The sequence below is a fragment of the Salipiger mangrovisoli genome (assembly GCF_015223355.1).
GTDB classification, from domain to species: Bacteria; Pseudomonadota; Alphaproteobacteria; order Rhodobacterales; family Rhodobacteraceae; genus Salipiger; species Salipiger mangrovisoli.
Genome location: NZ_JADFFK010000006.1, coordinates 39,360 through 59,650, shown reverse-complemented (window position 1 = coordinate 59,650; position 20,291 = coordinate 39,360). Strand labels below are relative to the sequence as shown.

General features: G+C 65.8%; 20 protein-coding genes. 18 read left to right on the top strand and 2 right to left on the bottom strand.

From position 1 onward, the window contains the following. Positions 1-10: 10 nt before the first annotated feature. Both IQ782_RS09400 and IQ782_RS09395 read left to right on the top strand, forming a co-directional pair. A complete protein-coding gene (locus IQ782_RS09400; RefSeq protein ID WP_194134375.1) occupies positions 11-541 on the top strand; it encodes a calcium-binding protein in 531 nt (176 codons plus the stop codon). A gap of 285 nt (positions 542-826) precedes the next feature. After that, positions 827-1,588: a sulfotransferase family 2 domain-containing protein gene (locus IQ782_RS09395; protein WP_194134374.1), complete on the top strand. Its 762-nt coding sequence runs from the start codon at positions 827-829 to the stop codon at positions 1,586-1,588. A 159-nt stretch (positions 1,589-1,747) separates the two neighbouring features. Here the strand turns inward: IQ782_RS09395 and IQ782_RS09390 are convergent, their stop codons facing one another. Then, positions 1,748-2,383, bottom strand: a complete 636-nt coding sequence (locus tag IQ782_RS09390) for a sugar transferase (protein WP_194134568.1) — start codon at positions 2,381-2,383, stop codon at positions 1,748-1,750. Between the two features lie 717 nt (positions 2,384-3,100). Continuing rightward, positions 3,101-4,447, bottom strand: a complete 1,347-nt coding sequence (fliI, locus tag IQ782_RS09385; RefSeq protein ID WP_194134373.1) for a flagellar protein export ATPase FliI — start codon at positions 4,445-4,447, stop codon at positions 3,101-3,103. 67 nt (positions 4,448-4,514) lie between these two features. Here fliI and flgB point away from each other — a divergent pair, with 67 nt between their 5' ends. The 16 genes from flgB (at position 4,515) to IQ782_RS09305 (ending at position 20,234) form a co-directional block, all read left to right on the top strand. Next, positions 4,515-4,916 (top strand): flagellar basal body rod protein FlgB, encoded by a 402-nt coding sequence (gene flgB, locus IQ782_RS09380; protein WP_194134372.1) that lies wholly within the window; start codon positions 4,515-4,517, stop codon positions 4,914-4,916. An 11-nt stretch (positions 4,917-4,927) separates the two neighbouring features. Next, positions 4,928-5,338, top strand: coding sequence for a flagellar basal body rod protein FlgC (flgC, locus tag IQ782_RS09375; protein WP_194134371.1), 411 nt, complete (start codon positions 4,928-4,930; stop codon positions 5,336-5,338). An 11-nt stretch (positions 5,339-5,349) separates the two neighbouring features. Further along, positions 5,350-5,679, top strand: coding sequence for a flagellar hook-basal body complex protein FliE (gene fliE / locus IQ782_RS09370; RefSeq protein ID WP_194134370.1), 330 nt, complete (start codon positions 5,350-5,352; stop codon positions 5,677-5,679). Between the two features lie 19 nt (positions 5,680-5,698). Continuing rightward, positions 5,699-5,968, top strand: coding sequence for a flagellar biosynthetic protein FliQ (locus IQ782_RS09365; protein ID WP_194134369.1), 270 nt, complete (start codon positions 5,699-5,701; stop codon positions 5,966-5,968). Then, on the top strand, positions 5,968-6,786 hold the full coding sequence (locus tag IQ782_RS09360; protein ID WP_194134368.1) for a lytic transglycosylase domain-containing protein: 819 nt from the start codon (positions 5,968-5,970) through the stop codon (positions 6,784-6,786). Before IQ782_RS09365 ends, IQ782_RS09360 begins: the two co-directional genes overlap by 1 nt. Positions 6,787-6,836: 50 nt before the next feature. Further along, positions 6,837-8,888 carry a flagellar biosynthesis protein FlhA gene (gene flhA / locus IQ782_RS09355; protein ID WP_476707521.1) on the top strand — a complete coding sequence of 684 codons (2,052 nt, stop codon included), beginning with the start codon at positions 6,837-6,839 and terminating at the stop codon, positions 8,886-8,888. Next, entirely contained in the window at positions 8,888-9,643 is a 756-nt protein-coding gene (locus IQ782_RS09350; protein ID WP_194134366.1) for a flagellar biosynthetic protein FliR, read from the top strand. Before flhA ends, IQ782_RS09350 begins: the two co-directional genes overlap by 1 nt. A gap of 10 nt (positions 9,644-9,653) precedes the next feature. Then, entirely contained in the window at positions 9,654-10,778 is a 1,125-nt protein-coding gene (flhB, locus tag IQ782_RS09345; protein WP_194134365.1) for a flagellar biosynthesis protein FlhB, read from the top strand. A gap of 195 nt (positions 10,779-10,973) precedes the next feature. Further along, positions 10,974-13,178, top strand: coding sequence for an NADP-dependent isocitrate dehydrogenase (locus IQ782_RS09340; RefSeq protein ID WP_194134364.1), 2,205 nt, complete (start codon positions 10,974-10,976; stop codon positions 13,176-13,178). Positions 13,179-13,900: 722 nt separating this feature from the next. Further along, a complete protein-coding gene (locus IQ782_RS09335) occupies positions 13,901-14,128 on the top strand; it encodes an AbrB/MazE/SpoVT family DNA-binding domain-containing protein (RefSeq protein ID WP_194134363.1) in 228 nt (75 codons plus the stop codon). A gap of 3 nt (positions 14,129-14,131) precedes the next feature. Continuing rightward, positions 14,132-14,530, top strand: a complete 399-nt coding sequence (locus tag IQ782_RS09330) for a PIN domain-containing protein (protein WP_194134362.1) — start codon at positions 14,132-14,134, stop codon at positions 14,528-14,530. A gap of 130 nt (positions 14,531-14,660) precedes the next feature. Next, positions 14,661-15,590 (top strand): cytochrome c oxidase subunit II, encoded by a 930-nt coding sequence (coxB, locus tag IQ782_RS09325; RefSeq protein WP_194134361.1) that lies wholly within the window; start codon positions 14,661-14,663, stop codon positions 15,588-15,590. A 15-nt stretch (positions 15,591-15,605) separates the two neighbouring features. Then, positions 15,606-18,161, top strand: a complete 2,556-nt coding sequence (gene ctaD, locus IQ782_RS09320; RefSeq protein ID WP_194134360.1) for a cytochrome c oxidase subunit I — start codon at positions 15,606-15,608, stop codon at positions 18,159-18,161. Continuing rightward, complete coding sequence (locus IQ782_RS09315) at positions 18,161-18,568, top strand: hypothetical protein (RefSeq protein ID WP_194134359.1); 408 nt, start codon at positions 18,161-18,163, stop codon at positions 18,566-18,568. Before ctaD ends, IQ782_RS09315 begins: the two co-directional genes overlap by 1 nt. Next, a complete protein-coding gene (locus tag IQ782_RS09310) occupies positions 18,562-19,146 on the top strand; it encodes a cytochrome c oxidase assembly protein (RefSeq protein ID WP_194134358.1) in 585 nt (194 codons plus the stop codon). Before IQ782_RS09315 ends, IQ782_RS09310 begins: the two co-directional genes overlap by 7 nt. After that, positions 19,137-20,234 carry a c-type cytochrome gene (locus IQ782_RS09305; protein ID WP_240989201.1) on the top strand — a complete coding sequence of 366 codons (1,098 nt, stop codon included), beginning with the start codon at positions 19,137-19,139 and terminating at the stop codon, positions 20,232-20,234. The genes IQ782_RS09310 and IQ782_RS09305 overlap by 10 nt, the downstream gene beginning before the upstream one ends. The last annotated feature ends 57 nt before the right edge of the window (positions 20,235-20,291 follow it).

Genomic DNA, 20,291 nt, shown 5'->3' with positions numbered 1-20,291 from the left:
AGGATTAACTATGTCTATCATCACCTCGAACGGCGTGGACACTTTTGTCGCCCTGAACGACGACACCACGGTCAATGGCCGCGGCGGCAATGATGTGATCAACGGTGCAGGGGGCGAGGACTCGCTCAAGGGCGGCACCGGCGACGACTATATCAAAGGCGGCACGATGGATGACACGATCGCCGGTGGTTCCGGCGACGATACCGTTGTTGGCGGCTCGGGCGACGACGTGCTCATCGGCGGTCTCGGCAACGACAAGCTGGTTGGCGGCACCGGCGATGACATCCTGCAGGGCGGCGCCGGCAACAACAAGTTCTTCGGTGGCGAAGGCGCGGACAAGTTCATCTTCACCGCCGACTCGACCGGCTTCAACAAGGTCTTCGACTTCGAGATGGGCATCGACACGCTCGAGTTCAAAAATGTCGAAGTGAGCAGCTACGATGAGACCGACGCCGGCCTCGTCGTCGAGCTGGACACCGGCGGGACCCTGCTGCTGAAGGGCCTGGACGCAGACGACGGCTTCGATCTCTTCGGTTTCTGAGCGACGCTCTGACCCTATGACACTGCGATCCGCCCGCGCCTTGCCGCGGGCGGATTTTTTTGTGTGCCAACTGCTTTCGCTTTGGGACTTTGATGCCGCCGCGCAGCAATTTATCGCCACCCGGAACAGATTGACCTTGCTGCATTTCGTCGGTTCAGGCGTAGCTGTGCGGGCGCATGGAAATTGCCGCCGACAAAGGAGACCCCACTTTTGGCGAGAAAAGCTCCATTCCGCGAACGGCTGACCCGAAGGTTCGCGATCCTCTCCGGACGTAGCGTCCGAACCATGATGAACTCCACCCCGCGCCACCGATGCGTGTTCTTCCACCTCCCCAAATGCGGCGGTACGTCGCTTTCCGAAGCGATGTATGCCACCGTGCCCTTCAACCACAGATTGGGCGTTCTTGACGCGGTGGCCACGCGCCGCGCCGCGGCAATCCTGCAGTTCGACAAGGATGACGCGCAGCTGTGCCATGAAGACCTTGATCATGGCCAGTCTGTCTTCGACCTGCGCGAGGGCATGTTGCTGCAGCATATGGCCTGGGACACAATGCTGATCCACGGTCACGTGCTCTGGTCCGAACGTGCCATGCGGCACTTCGGCAAGGCCTACCGCTATGTCACCATCATGCGCGATCCGGTTGCCCGGACGATCTCGAACATGCGCATGGCGCAGCGTGCGGGCATCATCGGGGATGATCTCGAGGCCTATGTCGAGGGGCCGGTCGCGCGCCGTCAGGCCCGCGTGTTCCTGCGCTATCTCGCTGGCCGGAACGACATCCCCGAAGAAGAGGTGCCCGCGGCCACAGAACTGGCCATGGCCCGCCTCGATGACTTCGCGCTCATCGGGTTCCTCGATCGGCAGGACGCTTTCGTAAAACGCTACGGCGAGGTCTTCGGGGTACCCTTGCGCATCGCGAAGCTGAACGTCGCCCCTGACCGGAAACCCGATTACCCCGAGCCGGTCATGCAGCGCATCCGCGAGCTTTGTGCGCCCGACATCGCGCTGTACGAGCGCGCGCAGAAGGTGTCCGCCGCCTGCGTCTGACGGGCCTGCGATCAAGCGTGGACGGTTCCAAGAAAAAGGGCGCCCCCCGGGGCGCCCTTTTTCCATGTCCTTGTGCCGATCACGGTGCGGCGGACAAATTAAGGGGCCACCCGATGGGTGGCCCCTTGCGCAAGGGGGCAATCGAGACCGGGAGGTCTTCTAGCAGCCTGTCCGGCCGAGTACGGCGCCGACCGTCTGCCGCAGGATGCGCAGGTCTGACCGGAGGCCAAGCTCGTTGTAGTAGGAGGCATCGAGCTGAACGCGCTCGTCGTAGCTGACATCGTTACGGCCAGAGACCTGCCAAAGCCCGGTCACGCCGGGACGCAGCGAGAGGTAGACCCACTTGTGGCCGCCGTAGCGATCAAGCTCGTCGAGGGTGACCGGACGCGGGCCGATCAGGCTCATCTCGCCTTTCAGCACGTTCCAAATCTGCGGCAGCTCGTCGAGCGAGGACCGGCGGAGAAAATCGCCGAAACGCGTGACGCGGGGATCGTTCCGCAGTTTGCGGTCCTTGTCCCATTCGGCGCGCGCGATGGGATCCGTCGCGAGGAGGTGTTCGAGGCGCTCCTGCGCGTCGGGAACCATCGTGCGGAGCTTCCAGCAGCGGAAGGTCTCGCCGTTGCGGCCGACCCGCGGATGGCCAAAGAAGCCGGCGCCGCCGTCGAGGCGGACAACCACGTAAAGGAGCGCAACGATGGGGAGGATCATCGGAAGCATCGTGAGTGCGAGCACGACGTCCAATAGTCTTTTAGGTGCGCGATCGTACAGCCGGCCAGAGCTCTGAACTTCGCTCATGCCTGCTGCGGAGCGCAGCCTGTTCGTCGATGTGTTGCTCATTTTGGTATCCCAAATTGTCTTCGTGTCTAATCTCAACTGCCCACGTAGGGCCACGCCAGAGCGGGGCCTCTCAAATTATTTTATCGGCGGAACGCGGCCTACAGCGGCCGTGCTCTCTGTTCTTAGAAGCTCATTGTAACGATGGGACAATGACGCTGGACGCTGTTCCACGACCTTGGAAACTCAAACAAGTCCTCCCGTGAGAAAACCTTACTACAAACCATCTCCATAACGTCGTGAGCTTGGGAATTTTCCAAGCTTTTCTGCACTACAGCATAACCTGATAGCGGCATTAACCCCACCGCCCAACCTTTAGTCAAACGTGAAACCAAATTGGGCTGCAATTCGCCTTTAAATGGTCAATTGTTGCCGAAATGAGGCCAAGTTCGCTGCGGTTGTTTCCCGCGCTTCGGCGAGATTTGGCCAGTGGGCCCGTGTTTTACGGCACATTCTGCAAGTATTCCGATTCGTCCGACCGCTGGGACCCGGAATTCGGCGAATCGCCTATAGGTAGAGTTGCATCACGTTATTCTCCCGGCATGGATGGGGGCGAGATGTTGCACTGCAGCATGGGCTGGCGATAGGCCGCAGCACGACCGGTTGGGCATGGTTCCGCTCGCGGGCGGGCAGCATCCCGAACCCGCCCCGGCGATGTCTTGCCTGCGGCGGTGCCTGTCAGCCGGGCAGCACCGGGATGTCCGCATCGCCGAGCGCGCCGTGGAGCCGGGCGAAGGTCTCGGAGACGTCCATGGACTCGCGCTTGCCCTGGCTGAGAAGCCGGTCGAGTGGCTCGGCCAGATCGATGGCGGAATCCACCTCGGGGTCGCTGCCGCGGCGGTAGGCGCCGATGCGGATCAGCTCTTCCATGTCGGCATAGCGCGCCGCGGCGCGGCGGGCGGCCTTGTAGATCGCGTATTCGTCCGGGTGATGGCAATCGGGCAGCATCCGCGAGATCGAGCGGAGCAGGTTCACCGCCGGGAAGCGGCCCTGTTCGGCGATCTTGCGGTCGAGCACGATGTGCCCGTCCATGATACCGCGCACAGCGTCGGCGATCGGGTCCTCCATGTCGCCGCCATCGACCAGCACGGTATAGAGCGCGGTGATGTCGCCGCCGCTGCCCGAGCCTGGCCCGGCGCGTTCCATCATCCGCGGCAGCTCGGCGAAGGTGGTGGGCGGGTAGCCCTTGGCGGTCGGCGGCTCGCCCCCGGCGAGACCGATCTCGCGTTGCGCCATGGCAAAGCGGGTGACGCTGTCGATCAGCAGCAGCACCTGCTTGCCCTGATCGCGGAAGTATTCGGCCACGGTCGTGGCGGTCCAGGCCGCCTGACGGCGCATCAGCGGCGGCTCATCGCCGGTGGAGACGACCACCACCGAGCGCGCCAGACCGTCCTCGCCGAGGTCTTCCTGAAGGAAGTCCTGCACCTCGCGGCCACGCTCGCCGACGAGGCCCACGACGATCACGTCCGCCTGCGCACCGCGCGCCAGCATCGCCATCATCGTGGACTTGCCGACGCCCGATCCCGCGAAGACCCCCATGCGCTGCCCACGGCAGAGCGGGGTGAAGACGTCCATCACCTTGACCTTGGTGTTGAGCCGCTGGCCAACCCGGCGGCGTTCAAAGGCGGGGGGCGGCGCGGCGCGGATCTTGCGCGGGCTGCCGCCTTCGGGCAGGCGGCCCTTGCCGTCGAGCGGCTGACCGAGCGCGTTCACCACGCGGCCGATCCAGGCGTCGTCGGGGCGGATCTCGTTGGCGCTGTGCGACACATGCACCGGATCGCCGGTGCGCACCCCGTCCCAGCTGCCGAAGGGCAGCAGGCGCGTGCCCTGGGCGTCGATGCCAACGACCTCGGCCAGGACCGGCCCCTCGCGTCCCTGCACCAGGCAATGCGCACCGATGCCCACCGCGCGCTCGAGCCCCGAAACGGTCAGGACCAGCCCGAGCGCGGATTTCACCTCGCCGGTTATGCTTGACCTTTCAATGGTCCTGGTAAGGCTTGAAAGCTCCGAAAACGCGGTGTGCATGGTCACTATCCATTGATGTGTCCGTTTTATTCATGCTATCCTTGTTTCAACCGAAAGGGAACTCTTCATGAAACTTGATGGTATGTCCTTTTTCCAGTTGGCCTCCGAGCGCATGACGTGGCTCGGGGCGCGGCAGAGTGTGATTTCCGAGAACATCGCCAACGCGGATACGCCTAATTACAAGGCCCGCGAGGTGAATGACTTTGCCCAGGCGCTCGACGGGCAGCGGTCGATGAACGGCCTGGCGGTCACCAACGCGCAGCACATCCAGAGTGGCCATACCACCCCCGACGGCGTGCGAATCGAGCGCGACGAAACCGCCTGGGAAGCCAGCCTCGACGGCAACACCGTGTCGGTCGAGCAGCAGACCATCAAGGCGGCGGAAGTGGCGGGCAGCTACCGGTTGGCGGCGGAGTTGTATCGGAAGGGCCACACCCTGCTGACCGTCGCGGTCACTGGCATCCGCTGAGAGAGGGCATCATGGATCCGCTGAAATCAGTTCTGAACGTCGCAGCGAGCGGCATGCGTGCCCAGGGCGAGCGCCTCAAGGTCGTCTCGGAGAACGTCGCCAACGCCAGCTCCACCGGCAACACCGAAGGGGGCGAGCCCTATCGGCGCAAGGTGATCTCCTTCGAGGAAATGATCGACCGCGAGACCGGTGCCTCGATGGTGGGTGTCTCGGACGTGACCCAGGATGACGCCGATTTCGAGCTGCGCTTCGACCCGTCGCATCCTGCCGCCAACCAGGACGGCTTCGTCAAGGTCTCGAACGTCAAGACCATCCTCGAGCTGGCCAACATGCGCGAGGCCTCGCGCAGCTACCAGGCCAACCTGAACATGTTCGAGACCGGGCGCACCATGCGCTCGCAGCTGCTCGACCTGCTGAAATAGGACTTTGAACTATGGCGGGACCTTCCTCGCTTCTTTCGCTGAACACCGCCAGCGGCGCATACCGTGCGTCGCGCGACATGGCCGCCGAGAAGATGCCGGCCATCGTGCCGGACCGGACCGAGAAGCCCAGCTTCTCGGACATGATTGCCAAGGCCGGTGCCGACACAGTGCAGACCATCCGTCAGGCCGAGGCGGTTGCACAGAGCGGCATGCGCGGCGATGTCGACACGCAGCAGGTCGTGCTGGCGACGCTCGAACTGGAATCCACCGTCAAGGTGGCGGTGTCGGTGCGCGACAAGCTGGTCGAGGCCTACCAGGAAATCATGCGCATGCCGGTCTGATCCGGCGAATGGGGACGCGGTGACCGAAGCCGATACGCATACGATCCTGTCGGACGCTTTCCTGACCGTGCTCTACGCATCCGGTCCGATCATGGCGATCGCGCTGAGCATCGGCTTGGCCGTGGCCTTCTTCCAGGCGCTGACGCAGATCCAGGAAATGACGCTGACCTTCGTGCCGAAGATCGTGGCGATCTTCCTTGGCCTGCTGGTGCTGATGCCTTTCATGTACGCCATGGTGAAGCGGCTCTCGGATTCGGTGTTCGACCTGATCATAAACGGGGGCTTTTGATGCGCGGGCTGTGGAGCGCACTTCTGGCCGTCGCGGCGCTGGTCGGCAGCGGGCAGAGCGCTGTCGCGGACTGGAGCGACTTCTACCGCCCGACGCCGCGCACGGCCGAGCCGATGGCCCCTGTGGCCACGGCCACGGCCTCGGCACCTTCGGGCATCTGCATCCGAGAGATCCTGCGCGCGCAGCTGCGCCACCAGATTCCCGGCAACCTGCTCCTCGGCATCGGCCTGCAGGAGTCGGGCATGATGCACGAAGGCGAGCTGACCATCTGGCCCTGGACCGCCAATGCCGAGGGCGACGGCCGCTACTTCAACAACCCCGAGACCGCCGCCAGCTGGGTGCGGGCGCGGCAGAAGGACGGCGTCGCTTCGGTCGATGTGGGTTGCATGCAGGTCAACCTGCGCTGGCATCCCGAGGCTTTCGTCTCGCTTGAGCATGGTTTCGATCCGGCGCGCAACGTCGATTACGCGGCGCGGCTGCTGGTCTCGCTCTACGAGCAGACCGGCGACTGGGTCGAGGCGGCGGGCCGGTATCACTCGGCAACGCCCGAGTACCAGCAGGTCTACCTCGGGCGGCTCAAGCAGAATGTGGCGATCGCCAATGACCGCCTTGATATCTTCCGCGCGCTGGCGGCGGGGGCTGGGGATGGCGATGCAAGCGTCGCGGTCGCGGTTGCTTCTGCCGAACCGCTGCCCGAGGGCCACTTCTGGACCTCCTGGCTGACCACGCGAAGCGGTGCCGCCGACGAGGGCGCGCGCAGTCTCTACGGGCGCGAGGTCATGCAACCCGTACTGCCCGCCTTCCGAAAGATGTTCTGATGGCCGTGACCGATCCTTTCACAAGTTCCCCACGCAAGGGCTCCGGTCTGATGAGCAAGGGCTTCGCCAACCGCGACGTGGCCTTTGCCCTCGGCGTGACGCTGATGCTCGGCATGCTCTTCGTGCCGCTTCCGCCGGTGATCCTCGACCTCGGTCTCGCGGTCTCGCTGTCGGTCTCGGTGCTGATCCTGATGGTCGCGCTGTGGATCCCGAAGCCGCTGGAATTCAACTCCTTCCCGACGTTGCTGCTGGTGGTCACAATGCTGCGGCTGTCACTCAACGTCGCCTCGACCCGGCTGATCCTGTCCGAGGGCCACACCGGCCCCGGCGCCGCGGGCGGGGTGATCGAGGGTTTCTCGCGCTTCATCGTCGGCGGCAATTTCATCATCGGCATCGTGATCTTCGCGATCCTCGTGGTCATCAACTTCGTGGTGATCACCAAGGGCTCGACCCGGATCGCCGAGGTCTCGGCCCGTTTCTCGCTGGACTCGATGCCCGGCAAGCAGATGGCCATCGATGCCGATCTCGGCGCCGGGCTGATCGACGAGGAGCAGGCGCGCAGCCGCCGCAAGGAGCTGGAGGACGAGAGCGGCTTCTTCGGTGCGATGGACGGTGCCAGCAAATTCGTGCGTGGCGACGCGGTGGCAGGGATCATCATCACGCTGATCAACGTCATCGGCGGCATCCTGATCGGCGTGGCGCAGCACGACCTGTCGCTCTCTGAGGCGGCGAACTTCTACACGGTGCTGACCATCGGCGATGGGCTGGTGTCGCAGATTCCCGCGCTGGTCGTCTCGCTCGCCGCGGGTCTCATCGTCACCAAGGGCGGCACCGAGGGTGCGGCCAACGAGGCGGTCCTGGGTCAGCTGTCGAAGTTCCCCAAGGCTCTGTTCATGGCCGCGGCGCTGCTCTTTGCCATCGGCTTGCTGCCGGGCTTCCCGTCTCTGGTCTTCGCGGCGCTGGCAGGGCTGATGATCTTTCTCGGCATCACCGTGCAGCGCGGTGCCGAAGAGGCCACCCGCAGCGCAGCCCGCGAGGAGGCCCAGCGTCAGAAGGCGGCCGCCGCACCTGCCGAGGACAGCATCAAGGAGACGCTGAAACTCGACACGCTGCGGCTTGATCTGGGGCAGGCGCTGGTGCCGCTGATCTCCAGCCCCGACGCGGCGCTGGCGGGCAAGATCAAGAGCCTGCGCGGGCTTTTCGCGCGCGAGTTCGGCTTCGTGCTGCCCACGGTGCGGATCAAGGACGAGCCGATGCTGCCCTCGCAGAGCTACGCGCTGATGGTGCAGGGGGTCGAGGTCGCCCGCGGCGAGGTGCGCCCCGCGGGCATGATGGTGGTCAACCCCGGTGACTGCGGTCTGAAGGGCGAGAAGGGCAAGGATCCGACCTTCGGCCTCGATGCGCTCTGGGTCGATCCGCAGACCGCCAAGCAGGCCGAGGGCATGGGGCTGACCGTGGTCGACCCGGAAAGCGTGATCATCACCCATCTGACCGAGGTGGTGAAGGAACACCTGCCGGAACTGACCACCTACGGCGCAACGCAGGAGCTGATCGAGGGGTTGGACCGCGAGTACCAGAAGCTCGCCAAGGAAATCCCCGGCAACGCGCCGATGGTGCTGATCCAGCAGGTGCTGCAGGGATTGCTGGCCGAGCGCGTCTCGATCCGCAACCTGCCCCTGATCATCGAGGCCATCGCCGAGGCCAAGCGCGGCACCTCCAGCGTGACACAGATCACCGAGCAGGTGCGCCGCCGCCTCGCCAACCAGATCTGCAAATCGATGGTGGACGGCTCGGGCTTCATCTCGGTGATCACCATGGGTCCGGGCTGGGAGAAGGAGTTCCTCGAGGCGCTGCGGGTCAGCGGCGACGAGCGCAACTTCGTCATGTCGCCGCAGCGGGTGCAGGACTTCGTGCTGCAGGCGCGGCGCGAGATCCAGCAATTCGCCGAGCGCGACGAATGGCCGGCGCTGCTGGTCAGCCCCGAGGTGCGCAGCTTCGTGCGCTCGATGCTGGAACGGGTCAGCCCGATGACCACCGTGCTCTCGCACAACGAGATCCACCGCAAGGCCGCGCTGCGCACCGTCGCGACCATCGGCAAGTAATGAACGTCTCGGCGCTGATCACCGTCCAGTTCCTCGGGGTGGCGCTGGTCTTTGCCCGCATCGGCGGCATCCTGATGTTCATGCCCGGCCTCGGAGAGCCGCTGTTCCCGGTGCGTCACCGGCTGGCCATGGCGCTGGTGCTGTCGCTGGCGCTCTATCCTCTGGCGCCGCTGGGGCCGGTGGATTTCGACAACACCGCCGGCTTCATCGGCATCCTCGCGATCGAGCTGACGCTGGGGGTGTGGATCGGCATGTGCGGGCGCATCCTGTTGACCGGGCTGCAATTCGCCGGCTACCAGATCGGCATGATCGCCGGGCTTGCCAACGCCTTCTCGCCCAGCCTCGGCTCCTTCGAAGGGGCCAACCTCGTCTCTACGGCGCTGATGATGGCGGCGGTGGCGGTGATCTTCGCGACCGACATGCATCACCTGATCATCCACGCCATGGTGATGAGCTACGATATCTTCCCGCCGGGGCGCATTCTCACCGGCGATCTCGCGCAGCAGATCGTCAAGGCGGTGAGCGCGAGCTTCTACATGGGCCTGTCGATCGCCGCGCCTTTCTTCGTCATGGGATTGCTGCTCAACCTGGCGATGGGCCTGACCGCGCGCATGATGCCGACGCTGCCGGTGTTCTTCGTCGCCGGGCCGGTGCTGATCTGCTCGGGCCTGCTGGTGCTGGTCATGGCTTCGCCACTGATGCTGCGCGAGTTCGCCGAGCATTTCGCCGACTGGCTCGGCCTGCTGGTCTTCTGAGGAGCGCGCGGTGGCCGAAGACGAGGACAAGAGCAACAAGACCGAAGAGCCGACCGAGCGAAAGCTGCGCAAGGCGCGAGAGAAAGGCGAGGTCCCGAGTTCCAAGGAGGTGGGGAACGTCACCGCGGTGCTGTCGCTTTTTGCGATCACCGCCTTTGTCATGCCGAGCGTCTCCGCGCCGCTTGCGGGGGTGCTGCGCGGGGTTTTCGAGACCGCGGGGCAGGTGACCGTTGGCGAGGACGTTCAGGGCATCCGCGATCTGGGCGGGGTGACTTGGGGTGTGCTGCGCGGCGTCGGCATCCTGCTCGCGCCGCTGCTGACGCTGATGGTGCTCGGCGCCGTGGCCGGGGTGCTCCTGCAGGGCGATATCGTTGTGGCGGCAGAGAGGATCCGGCCGAAGCTGTCAAAGATCAGCCCGCTCGCGGGGTTCAAGAAGATCTTCTCGATGGGCGCCATGGTCGAATTCCTCAAGAGCATCGTGAAGGTGCTGGTGGTGGGCACGATCGGGCTCTGGATCACCTATCACGGCGTCCGCCAAATCTGGATGGTGCAAGGGATCCTGCCCGAGATGGTGACCGACTTCGCCCGCCGCACGGCCTCGCAGATGCTGCTTGTGGTGCTGGCGCTGCTGCTGGTGATCGCCGTCGCGGACGTCTTGTGGAAACGCTTCGAGCACCGGCGCAACCAGCGCATGTCGCTGCAGGACATCAAGGACGAGCACAAGGACACCGAAGGCGATCCGCAGATCCGTGGCAAGCGGATGCAATTGCGCCGCGAGCGGGCCCGGCAGCGCGTCGCGCAGGCGGTGCCGCGGGCCACGGTGGTGCTGACCAACCCGACCCATTTCGCCGTGGCGCTGAAATACGAGAGCGGGGTCGATCTGGCGCCGGTCTGCGTGGCCAAGGGGGCGGACCTGCTTGCCGCGCGGATCCGCGAGCTGGCGCGCGAGGCGGAGGTGCCGATCATCGAGAACAAGCCGCTGGCGCGCGCGCTGCATGACGTGGCCGAGGTCGACAAGCAGATCCCGATCCAGCACTGGGAGGCGGTGGCGGCGATCATCGGCTACGTCATGGACATGCAGCGCAACATCAAGCGCCCGCTGCCCGAAGGGTCGAGCCTGCGCGAAGAGGACTGATCGCTTCGACGCGCATCGCGCTGACCTTGCCATCGGCATATGGTCGCGCACGCGGGCTGCACGGCGTGGAAAACGCGCGGACTCCGCGCTAGGGCAGGGGGGCGAAGCGCGGCGCTTTGCTGCGTCACCGCGACTGTAGACCTTTGTATGCAGAACGGCTAAAGGGGGCCAGACCCCCAGGAAAGGCACCGCATCATGGCTGAGAACAACACTCCTGACATCGTTTACACCAAGGTCGACGAAGCGCCCGAGCTGGCCTCGGCCTCGCTGCTTCCGATCATCCGCAGCTTCGCCGCGGCCGCCGGCGTATCGATCGGCACCAAGGATATCTCGCTGGCGGGCCGTATCCTCGCGACCTTCCCCGAGGCGCTGACCGAGGCGCAGCGCCAGTCGGACGACCTGGCCTGGCTGGGCGAATGGGTGAAGACCCCCGAGGCCAACGTGATCAAGCTGCCGAACATCTCGGCCTCGGTGCCGCAGCTCGTGGCCGCGATCAAGGAACTGCAGGGCCAGGGCTACGCGCTGCCCGACTACCCCGAGGCCGCCACCACCGATGCGGAAAAGGCGATCCAGGCGAAATACGACGGCATCAAGGGTTCGGCCGTGAACCCGGTGCTGCGCGAGGGCAACTCGGACCGCCGCGCCGCCGCCGCGGTGAAGAAATTCGCGCAGTCGAACCCGCACCGCATGGGCGAGTGGACCAAGGACAGCAAAACCCGCGTCGCCTCGATGGACGGCGGTGACTTCTTCTCGAACGAAGTGTCGGCGACGCTGGACAAGGCGGCGACCGCCAAGATCGTGCTGGAAACCGCATCCGGCGAGAAGGTCCTGAAAGAGGGCGTCTCCTACCCCGCCGGCACCGTGGTTGATGCGACCTACATGAGCGCTGCCAAGCTCGGGGCTTTCCTGGAAGACGAAATCGCCAAGACCAAGGCCGAGGGCACGCTCTTCTCGCTGCACATGAAGGCGACGATGATGAAGGTCTCGGACCCGATCATCTTCGGCCACGCGGTGAAGGCCTGGCTGAAGCCGGTGTTCGACAAGTTCGGCGCCGAGCTGAAGGTGCTTGGCGTGAACCCGAACTCGGGCCTCGGCGACCTGCTGGCGCGCGTGAAGGACAATGCCGACATCGTCGCCGCGATCGAGGAAGTGACCGCCGCGCGTCCGCCGATGTACATGGTGAACTCGGACAAGGGCATCACCAACCTGCACGTGCCTTCGGACGTGATCATCGACGCCTCGATGCCCGCGCTGATCCGCGCCGGTGGCAAGGGCTGGGGCCCGGACGGCAAGGAAGCCGACACCAACTGCGTGATCCCCGACAACTCCTACGCGCCGGTCTATGACGCGTCGATCGAGTTCTTCAAGGCCAACGGCAAGCTGAACCCGGCAACCGCCGGCACCGTGCAGAACATCGGCCTGATGGCGCAGAAGGCGGAAGAATACGGCTCGCACCCGACCACCTTCGAGATCCCCGAGGCGGGCACCGTCAAGATGATCCTCGACGATGGCACCGTGCTGCATTCGCACGCCGTGGACGCGGGCGACATCTGGCGTTCGGCCTCGGCCCGCAAGGCGCCGATCGAGGACTGGGTGAACCTGGCGATCGACCGCCAGAAGGCCACCGGCTACCGCGCGATCTTCTGGCTCGACGCCAGCCGCGCGCATGACGCCGAGCTGATCGCCTACGTGAAGCCGATCCTCGAGGCCAAGGGCGTGGCGGACAAGTTCGAGATCATGGCCCCGCGCGAAGCCACCATCGCCTCGCTCGAGACCATCACCAAGGGCGAGAACACCATCGCGATCACCGGCAACGTGCTGCGCGACTACCTGACCGACCTCTTCCCGATCCTCGAGCTGGCCACCTCGGCCAAGATGCTGTCGATCGTGAAGCTGATGAACGGCGGCGGCCTGTTCGAGACCGGTGCCGGCGGCTCGGCTCCGAAGCACGTGCAGCAGCTGGTCGAAGAGAACCACCTGCGCTGGGACTCGCTGGGCGAGTTCTGCGCCCTCGGCGAGAGCTTCAAGTTCCTCGCCGACCAGAAGGGCAACGAGAAGGCGCGGGTGCTGGGCGATGCGGTGGATGCCGCGACGCAGGGCATCCTCGACCACGACCGTTCGCCCTCGCGCAAGGTCGGCGAGCCCGACAACCGCGACAGCCACTACTGGTTCGCCCGCTACTGGGCAGAGGCACTGGCGACGCAGACCGGTGACGCCGAGATGGCGGCGCATTTCGCCCCCATCGCCAAGGCGCTGGCCGAAGGCGAAGCGGCGATCGTGGCCGAGCTGGCCGCGGTGCAGGGCAAGCCCGCCGATCTGGGCGGCTACTACCACGGTGATGCGCAGAAGACCGCTGCCGTGATGCGCCCTTCGGCGACGCTGAACGGCATCCTCGGCTGAAATCGCGCCTGACGGTGTGACCGCGCCCCCGGCTCGCAAGGCCGGGGGCGTCTTCTATTGCAGACACGCGATCGGCAGGCCGGACAATGCATGCCCGATTTTATCCACAGCCTCGGTATGTCAATTCTGCGACAGTCTGAGTCTCTTGCGGTGAACACTGCTGAATGTAGGTGACAAGGAATGCGCTACTGCATCTGGTGGTTTTGCAAGGCGGGTTCTCAAAAAATCCATTGTTAACAACATATTAATGATTTGACCGCGATCATAGATCTGTGCCGACCCGGTGATTCTCGCTTGCCTTCGCGGCAGCGTAGCAGGGCCAATCGAGTCGTTCTCTCTTGGGTTGAAAATCCGTGGTCCACAGATTGTGGAAAAGATGCGGCAGGACAGTGGCTTGCACGAAAGCTGCCGGGCTGGCGCAAAAAACTGCTCACGCACGGCGATTTCCCGCTAATCTGAACGGGCCCGGGTCGCTGTCATGACTGAGCAAGATCGGAGATTTCTCTCCTGATGGCAGCGCCTCGCCCGCATTTTCAGGGCGACGTTCTCCGTTCGGGCAGAAGGGGGAGGCTGTTGGGCCGACGTATCCTTTGTCTTTTGTTTATTATGGTCGGCACCCGTAGAGAGATCTTCGGGTGCCTATTTTTTGGTGTAGGGCGCCTTGATTGACCCTCAATTCGGATATACATTTTCGAGTGTATATCCGCGTTCCGGAGGGCGCCATGCAGATCTCGAAATGGGGAAATTCGCTCGCGGTTCGCCTGCCCGCGGAACTCGTGCGCGAGCTTGGCCTCAAGGAGGGGGACCGCATCGAGTTGCATCCCGATGCGCGGGGGCTTGCGGTCAGCCGTGCCGAGCGGCCCGAGGAAATCCTTGCCGGGTTGCGCCGCTTCCGAGGTCGGTTGCCCGCCGAAGCACGGCTGTCGCGTGACGAGGCGAACGCGCGCTGACCGATGAGCCGCGCCTTCTTCGATACCAATGTGATCCTCTACCTTCTGGGGGAGGGACCGAAGGCGGACCGCGCCGAGGCGCTGCTGCTCCAGGGCGGGGTGATCAGCGTGCAGGTGCTGAACGAGGCGCTGGTCAACTGTCTGCGCAAGGCCCGGCTGAGCCCGCAGGAGGCGGGGGATTTCCTCGCCGGGGTCCGGGCGCTCTGCGAGACCGTGCCGCTCACCACCGAGACCCATGACATCGGCCGCGCGCTGGGGGCGCGTTACGGGTTTTCCGTCTACGATTCCATGATCGTCGCGGCGGCGCTCCGGTCCGGGTGCGACACGCTGTGGACCGAGGACATGCACCACGGGCTTTTGGTTGAAAGCAGCCTTCGTCTTCTCAACCCTTTCGCGAGCTAAACACCGTCCTTCACCTTTCGCTCACTTCTTCGGGAACCGATCGCCCTGCTACGCGGTTGCTTGGAGAAGGGTGCTGGTGACGGCAAGGGGCGTTATCCGTTTGAGACGCAGGGGTTTCCTGATCATTCCAATGGTCCTCGCGGGGTGTGGCGGGCGGCACAACTGGCTTGCGGCGGCGGGCGAGGAGGCGCGCGCGGTCGAGACGCTGTTCTGGATCGTGCTCGTGGGTGCGGGGGTGATCTGGGCGCTGGTCGTCGGGCTTGCCGTCTACGCCCACCGCGCCGAGGCCAAGCCCCACCGCGAGCGCGAGGCGCGGCGCTTCATCCTCTGGGGCGGGGTTGCCCTGCCGGTGCTGGTGGTGGGCGGTCTGTTGATCTGGGGTCTGCTGATCCTGCGTGACATCACCGCCGACGACGGCGCGCTGACCGTGCGCGTCGACGGCGAGCGCTGGTGGTGGCGCGTCATCTACGACACGCCCGAGGGGCCGGTGACCACGGCCAACGAGATCCGTCTTCCGCTTGGCGAACGCGCGCTGTTCCGGCTTACCGCCGATGACGTGATCCACTCTTTCTGGGTGCCCGCGCTGGGGGGCAAGATGGATATGATCCCCGGCCGAGAGACCACTCTGGCGCTGACGCCGAGGCGGCTTGGCAACTGGGGCGGGCTTTGCGCCGAGTTCTGCGGCGGGGCACATGCGCTGATGCGTTTCGACGCGATCGTCATGGAGCCGGATGACTTCGCGGCCTGGCTCGCGCAAGAGGCGCAGCCGGCGCGGGTGGCCATGGACGATCCGGGTTTTGCAATTTTTGCTGAAGAGGGCTGCGGTGCCTGTCACGCCATCCGCGGCACCGAGGCGCAAGGACCGGTCGGGCCGGATCTGACCCACCTGGCGTCGCGCGACAAACTGGGGGCGGGCATCTACGACATGACGCCCGAGAACATCGCGCGCTGGATCACCGAGACCGACGCGATGAAACCCGATATCGACATGCCCTCCTACCCGGGGCTTCGGGGCGCGCGGCTCGATACGCTTGTCAGCTTCCTGATGAGCCTCGAATAAGGGACCGCGCCACGCATGACCGAAGAGATCGACCTCTCCAAGCCGCCCCCCGCCGAGCCCTACGACAGGGCGCGCGACGAAGCGCAGCGTGCGCGGCTGATGAAGGTCTGGGAAACCCCGACCGGCTGGCGGCGCATCTCTGCGGTGAACAATTCGTCGGTGGGCAAGTGGTACCTGCTCACCTCCTTCGCCTTCTTCACCTTCGCCGGGTTCCTCGCGCTGCTGATCCGCGCGCAACTCGCCGTGCCGAACAACGATTTGCTGTCGCAAAGCCTCTACAACCAGCTTTTCACCCTGCACGGCACGGCCATGATGTTCCTCTTCGCCGTGCCGATCTTCGAGGCGGTGGCGATCCTCATCCTGCCCGAGATCCTCGGCGCGCGTGACCTGCCGTTCCCGCGGCTCTCGGCCTTCGGCTACTGGTGCTTCCTGATCGGCGGCATCTTCGTCTGCGGTTCGGTGTTCTTCGGCGTGGCCCCCGACGGCGGCTGGTTCATGTACACACCGCTGTCGTCCGACCCGGATTACAGCGGGCTCGGGGCCGACATCTGGCTCCTGGGCCTGTCGTTCATCGAGGTCTCGTCCATCGCGGCCGCCGTCGAGCTGATCGTCGGCGTGCTGAAGTCGCGCCCGCCGGGAATGCGGCTCAATCTCATCCCGCTCTACTGCTGGTACGTGCTGGTTGTGGCGGGGATGATCCTCTTCGCCTTCCCGCCGCTGATCGCCGGGGACTTGCTGCTCGAGATGGAGCGCGCCTTCGGCTGGGCCTTCTTCGATCCCGACCGGGGCGGCGATCCGCTCCTGTGGCAACACCTCTTCTGGATCTTCGGCCACCCCGAAGTCTACATCATCTTCCTGCCCTCGATCGCGCTGATCGCCACCATCCTGCCGACCTTCGCCGGGCGGCCCATGGTCGGCCATTCGTGGATCGTGCTCTCGGCCGTCGGGGTGGCGTTCCTCAGCTTCGGCCTCTGGGTCCACCACATGTTCACCACCGGCCTGCCGGAGATCTCGCTCTCGTTCTTCTCGGCGGCCTCCGAGGCGGTGGCAGTGCCCACGGGCATCCAGATCTTCTGCTTCATCGCCACCATGCTGGTCAGCAAGCTGCGCCGCTCGGTGCCGATGCTCTTCGCCGGGGGCGCGCTGGCGATCTTCGTCTTCGGCGGTCTGACCGGCGTGATGGTGGCGCTGGTGCCCTTCGACTGGCAGGCGCATGACAGCTATTTCGTCGTGGCGCACCTGCACTACACGCTGATCGGCGGCATGCTCTTCCCGCTCTTTGCCGGGGTGCACTACTGGTACCCATTCGTGACGCAGAAACGCATGTCCGACCGGCTGGGCCGCTGGAGCTTCTGGCTGATGTTCGGCGGCTTCAACCTCGCCTTCCTGCCGATGCACTGGACCGGGGTCATGGGCATGCCGCGCCGGGTCTGGACCTATGACGTGACCGACGGCTGGGCGGTGCTCAACATGGTCTCGACCATCGGAGCCTTTGTTTTCGCCGCGGGCTTCGTGGTGCTAGCGGTGAACGTTCTCTGGCCGCGCGGCAAGGCGCCGCTGGTCGTGCGCAACCTCTGGAACGCCGGGACGATGGAATGGAGCGGCGAGGTCCCCGACAAGCCCTGGGGCGTGCGCTCGATCCCTTACATCCACACCCGCTACCCGCTGTGGGAGCAGAAGGAGCTGCTGGGCGAGATGGACCGGGGCGAGTGGTTCCTGCCCGACGCCGAGGAGGGCAAGCGCGAGTTGATCATCACCGACATCCTCGACGCCCGTCCGCTCTACGTGCAGCGGGTCGGCGGGCCGAGCTACCTGACGCTAGGCTCGGCCTTCTGCCTCGGCGCGGTGTTTATCCTTGCGACCTTCCATCTCTGGGCGCTGACCCTGCTTTTCGGCGCGGGCTTCATTGGCTTCACGCTCTGGTGGCTGTGGACCGGCACCTCGGAAATCCCCGAGAAACCCGAGAAAATGGCGGGCCGCGGGCTTGTGCTGCCGACCTATGCACAGGGCAACAACTCGCCCGGCTGGTGGGCGGTGTTCATCACCATGACCGGTGACATGACCGCCTTCATGGGGCTGGTTTTCAGCTACTTCTTCTACTGGACTGCGCTGCCGGACTTCCTGCCGGGCGCGGCGAAACTGCCGGGTTTCGGCTGGCTGCTCATCGGCCTTGCGCTGCTGCTCGCGAGCTGGCTGACGGCGCTTGCAGCGCGCGAGCGATTGGCGGGCGGCAGCGCGGGGCAGGCGATGGCGCTGCTGGTCGCGGGCGTGCCGCTCGGCGCGGCGGGGATCGGCGCGTGGGGCTGGGCGGCGTGGAGCGCAGGTCTCGACCCGACCGAGGCCTCGTTTGATGCGACTGTCTGGGTGCTGATCCTTTGGATGGGCCTGCACCTGCTGCTCGACGCGGTGATGCGGCTCTACGTGGCCGCGCGGATCTGGCGGAAGCGCTGCACGCCGCGCTACCGGGCCGACAGCGCGAACCTCACGCTCTTCACCCATTTTCTCGCGCTGACGGCTGTGGTGATCTTCGCCCTGCTGGCGCTCTTCCCGATGCTGATGGGGGGCGCGTGATGGCACCGCGCAGAAAGATCGTTCCGCCCGGCGATGCGCCGCGTGTCATCGACCAAGGCTCGGTCTGGATCCTCGTCGCCGCGCCCTCGATCTGGGCGGCGCATTTCCTGATCAGCTACTGGGTCGCGGCGATCTGGTGCGCCAAGCTCGGGCGCGGGACTTCGCTGGCCGAGCCGCGCTGGATCATCGCCGGGCTGGGCGCGCTCTGCATCGGTGCGATCATCGGGCTGGCGGTGCTGGCGGTGCGGCGCTACGGCGGGGTCTTCGTCATCTTCGAGGAGATCACCGAGAGTTCCGAGCGCGGGCGCGACCGCTTCGTCGGCCACGTTGCGCTGCTGCTCTGCGTGCTCTCCGCCGCGGCGATCCTCTTCACCGTGATCCCCGGCATGGTGCTGGGACAATGCTGAGCCCGCGCCGGCTTTTGGCGCTGGCGCTGCTGGCGGCGCTCTGGCTCGGGCCACTGCCGGGGTTGGCGGCTGGCTCGATGGTGCTGCACATGGTGCTGCACCTTGGCGTGACGGCGGGGGTGCCCGCGCTCTGGGCTCCGAGGCTGCGCCTGCCCTCTGGCGCGATGGCGCTGGTGCTGGGCGCGGTCGCCGAGATGCTGGTGGTCTGGGTCTGGCACCTGCCGGGGATGCACCTCTGGGCGCGTCTTAGCGGCACGGGCCTCATGCTGGAGCAGGGAAGTTTTCTCATTGCCGGGATCATGCTCTGGGCCACGGTCCGCGCCGCGGGCGGTTTCGGCGGCGCGGTGGTGCTGCTGGCCACGACGATGCACATGACCCTGCTCGGCGCGCTGATCGGCCTCGCTCCGCGCACGCTCTATGGCGAGATCTGCGCCGGTCATCTCGGGCTCTCGGCGCTGCAGGAGCAGCAGGTGGCCGGGGCGCTGATGGCCGGGGCCGGGGGAGCGATCTATCTCGTCGCGGCGCTGCGCCGGCTGGGGCAGGCGCTGGAGTTGAAGGAGGCGCAGGCATGCGAGTGAAACGCTGGATACTTGGCGGCATGGGCGCCCTGGCCCTTGGCGGCGCCGCCTTCTTCTGGTTCGCGCCCTACAATATCGCGGCCTCCGTGCCGCACCTGCCCGGCGTGGGCGAGGTGCTGCACCAGTACCTGCGCAACGCGGTGCGGGTGCGGGCGGGTCGCGTAGAGGTGCCGGAGCATGTGGATCTCGACGATCCGGCGTTGATCCGTCTTGGCGCGGGGCATTTCGCCACCGGCTGCCAGACCTGCCACGGCGCGCCGGGCATCGCGCGCAACCCGGTGGTGGAAGGAATGCGCCCCGAGCCGCCGATGCTGACCTCCGAGGATTTCGAACCCAAGGAGTTCTGGTGGATCGCCCGGCATGGTTTCAAGTACACCGGCATGCCCAGCTGGCCGGGTGCAGGGCGCGAGGACGAGCCCTGGGCGCTGGCGGCCTTCCTCTCTCGCTATGACAGCTTTGACCGCGCGGGCTACGAGGACGCCGCCTTCGGCCGCGCCGGAGGCTATGAGAGCGACGGCGTGCGCTTCGGTGGTCTGCCCGGCGCGATCCCGCAGGAGCTCGGCTGCGCGCGCTGCCATGGCGAGGACGGTCTGGGCCGCGATGGCACCGCGCCGAAGCTGGCCGGGCAGTCCGCCGAATGGCTCGAGTTGGTGCTTGGGGCCTACGCCAAGGGGCATCGGGAGAGCGGCTTCATGGAACCTCTCGCCAAGCCCCTGAGCGCCGAGACCCGTGCCGGGATCGCCGCGCGCTACGCCGGGATGAGCGGTGAATGGCAGGGCAGGGCGCTGCCTTTCGGCGATGCCGAGCGGGGCCGCGCGCTGGCGCAGCGAGGCGACGAGCACGAGGACATCGCCAGCTGCGCCTCCTGCCACGAGGGCGGCGACGACGGTCTGTCGCCGAGGCGCGCGGATACCCCGCGCATCGCCGGGCAGGACGGCTACTGGCTGGTCAACTGGCTGCGTCTCTACCGCGATGGACCGGTGCCCGAGGCGCCGCGCGCCCCGCTGATGCAGGCGGCGGCGCGCAATCTCAGCGACGAGGACATCGCCGATCTTGCCGCTTATTACGCCATGCTCGGCGGGGGCTGAGAGGGATCCGAGCGCGGAATCCCGCCTCGGGACTTCCTCCCGCCGTGGGGAGCACGC

Coding starts and splice junctions, on each gene's coding strand:
- IQ782_RS09400 (WP_194134375.1), top strand. CDS start 11: ATGTCTATCATCACCTCGAACGGCGTGGACACTTTTGTCGCCCTGAAC.
- IQ782_RS09395 (WP_194134374.1), top strand. CDS start 827: ATGATGAACTCCACCCCGCGCCACCGATGCGTGTTCTTCCACCTCCCC.
- IQ782_RS09390 (WP_194134568.1), bottom strand. CDS start 2,383: ATGAGCGAAGTTCAGAGCTCTGGCCGGCTGTACGATCGCGCACCTAAA.
- fliI (WP_194134373.1), bottom strand. CDS start 4,447: ATGCACACCGCGTTTTCGGAGCTTTCAAGCCTTACCAGGACCATTGAA.
- flgB (WP_194134372.1), top strand. CDS start 4,515: ATGAAACTTGATGGTATGTCCTTTTTCCAGTTGGCCTCCGAGCGCATG.
- flgC (WP_194134371.1), top strand. CDS start 4,928: ATGGATCCGCTGAAATCAGTTCTGAACGTCGCAGCGAGCGGCATGCGT.
- fliE (WP_194134370.1), top strand. CDS start 5,350: ATGGCGGGACCTTCCTCGCTTCTTTCGCTGAACACCGCCAGCGGCGCA.
- IQ782_RS09360 (WP_194134368.1), top strand. CDS start 5,968: ATGCGCGGGCTGTGGAGCGCACTTCTGGCCGTCGCGGCGCTGGTCGGC.
- flhA (WP_476707521.1), top strand. CDS start 6,837: ATGAGCAAGGGCTTCGCCAACCGCGACGTGGCCTTTGCCCTCGGCGTG.
- IQ782_RS09350 (WP_194134366.1), top strand. CDS start 8,888: ATGAACGTCTCGGCGCTGATCACCGTCCAGTTCCTCGGGGTGGCGCTG.
- IQ782_RS09340 (WP_194134364.1), top strand. CDS start 10,974: ATGGCTGAGAACAACACTCCTGACATCGTTTACACCAAGGTCGACGAA.
- IQ782_RS09335 (WP_194134363.1), top strand. CDS start 13,901: ATGCAGATCTCGAAATGGGGAAATTCGCTCGCGGTTCGCCTGCCCGCG.
- IQ782_RS09330 (WP_194134362.1), top strand. CDS start 14,132: ATGAGCCGCGCCTTCTTCGATACCAATGTGATCCTCTACCTTCTGGGG.
- coxB (WP_194134361.1), top strand. CDS start 14,661: ATGGTCCTCGCGGGGTGTGGCGGGCGGCACAACTGGCTTGCGGCGGCG.
- ctaD (WP_194134360.1), top strand. CDS start 15,606: ATGACCGAAGAGATCGACCTCTCCAAGCCGCCCCCCGCCGAGCCCTAC.
- IQ782_RS09315 (WP_194134359.1), top strand. CDS start 18,161: ATGGCACCGCGCAGAAAGATCGTTCCGCCCGGCGATGCGCCGCGTGTC.
- IQ782_RS09310 (WP_194134358.1), top strand. CDS start 18,562: ATGCTGAGCCCGCGCCGGCTTTTGGCGCTGGCGCTGCTGGCGGCGCTC.
- IQ782_RS09305 (WP_240989201.1), top strand. CDS start 19,137: ATGCGAGTGAAACGCTGGATACTTGGCGGCATGGGCGCCCTGGCCCTT.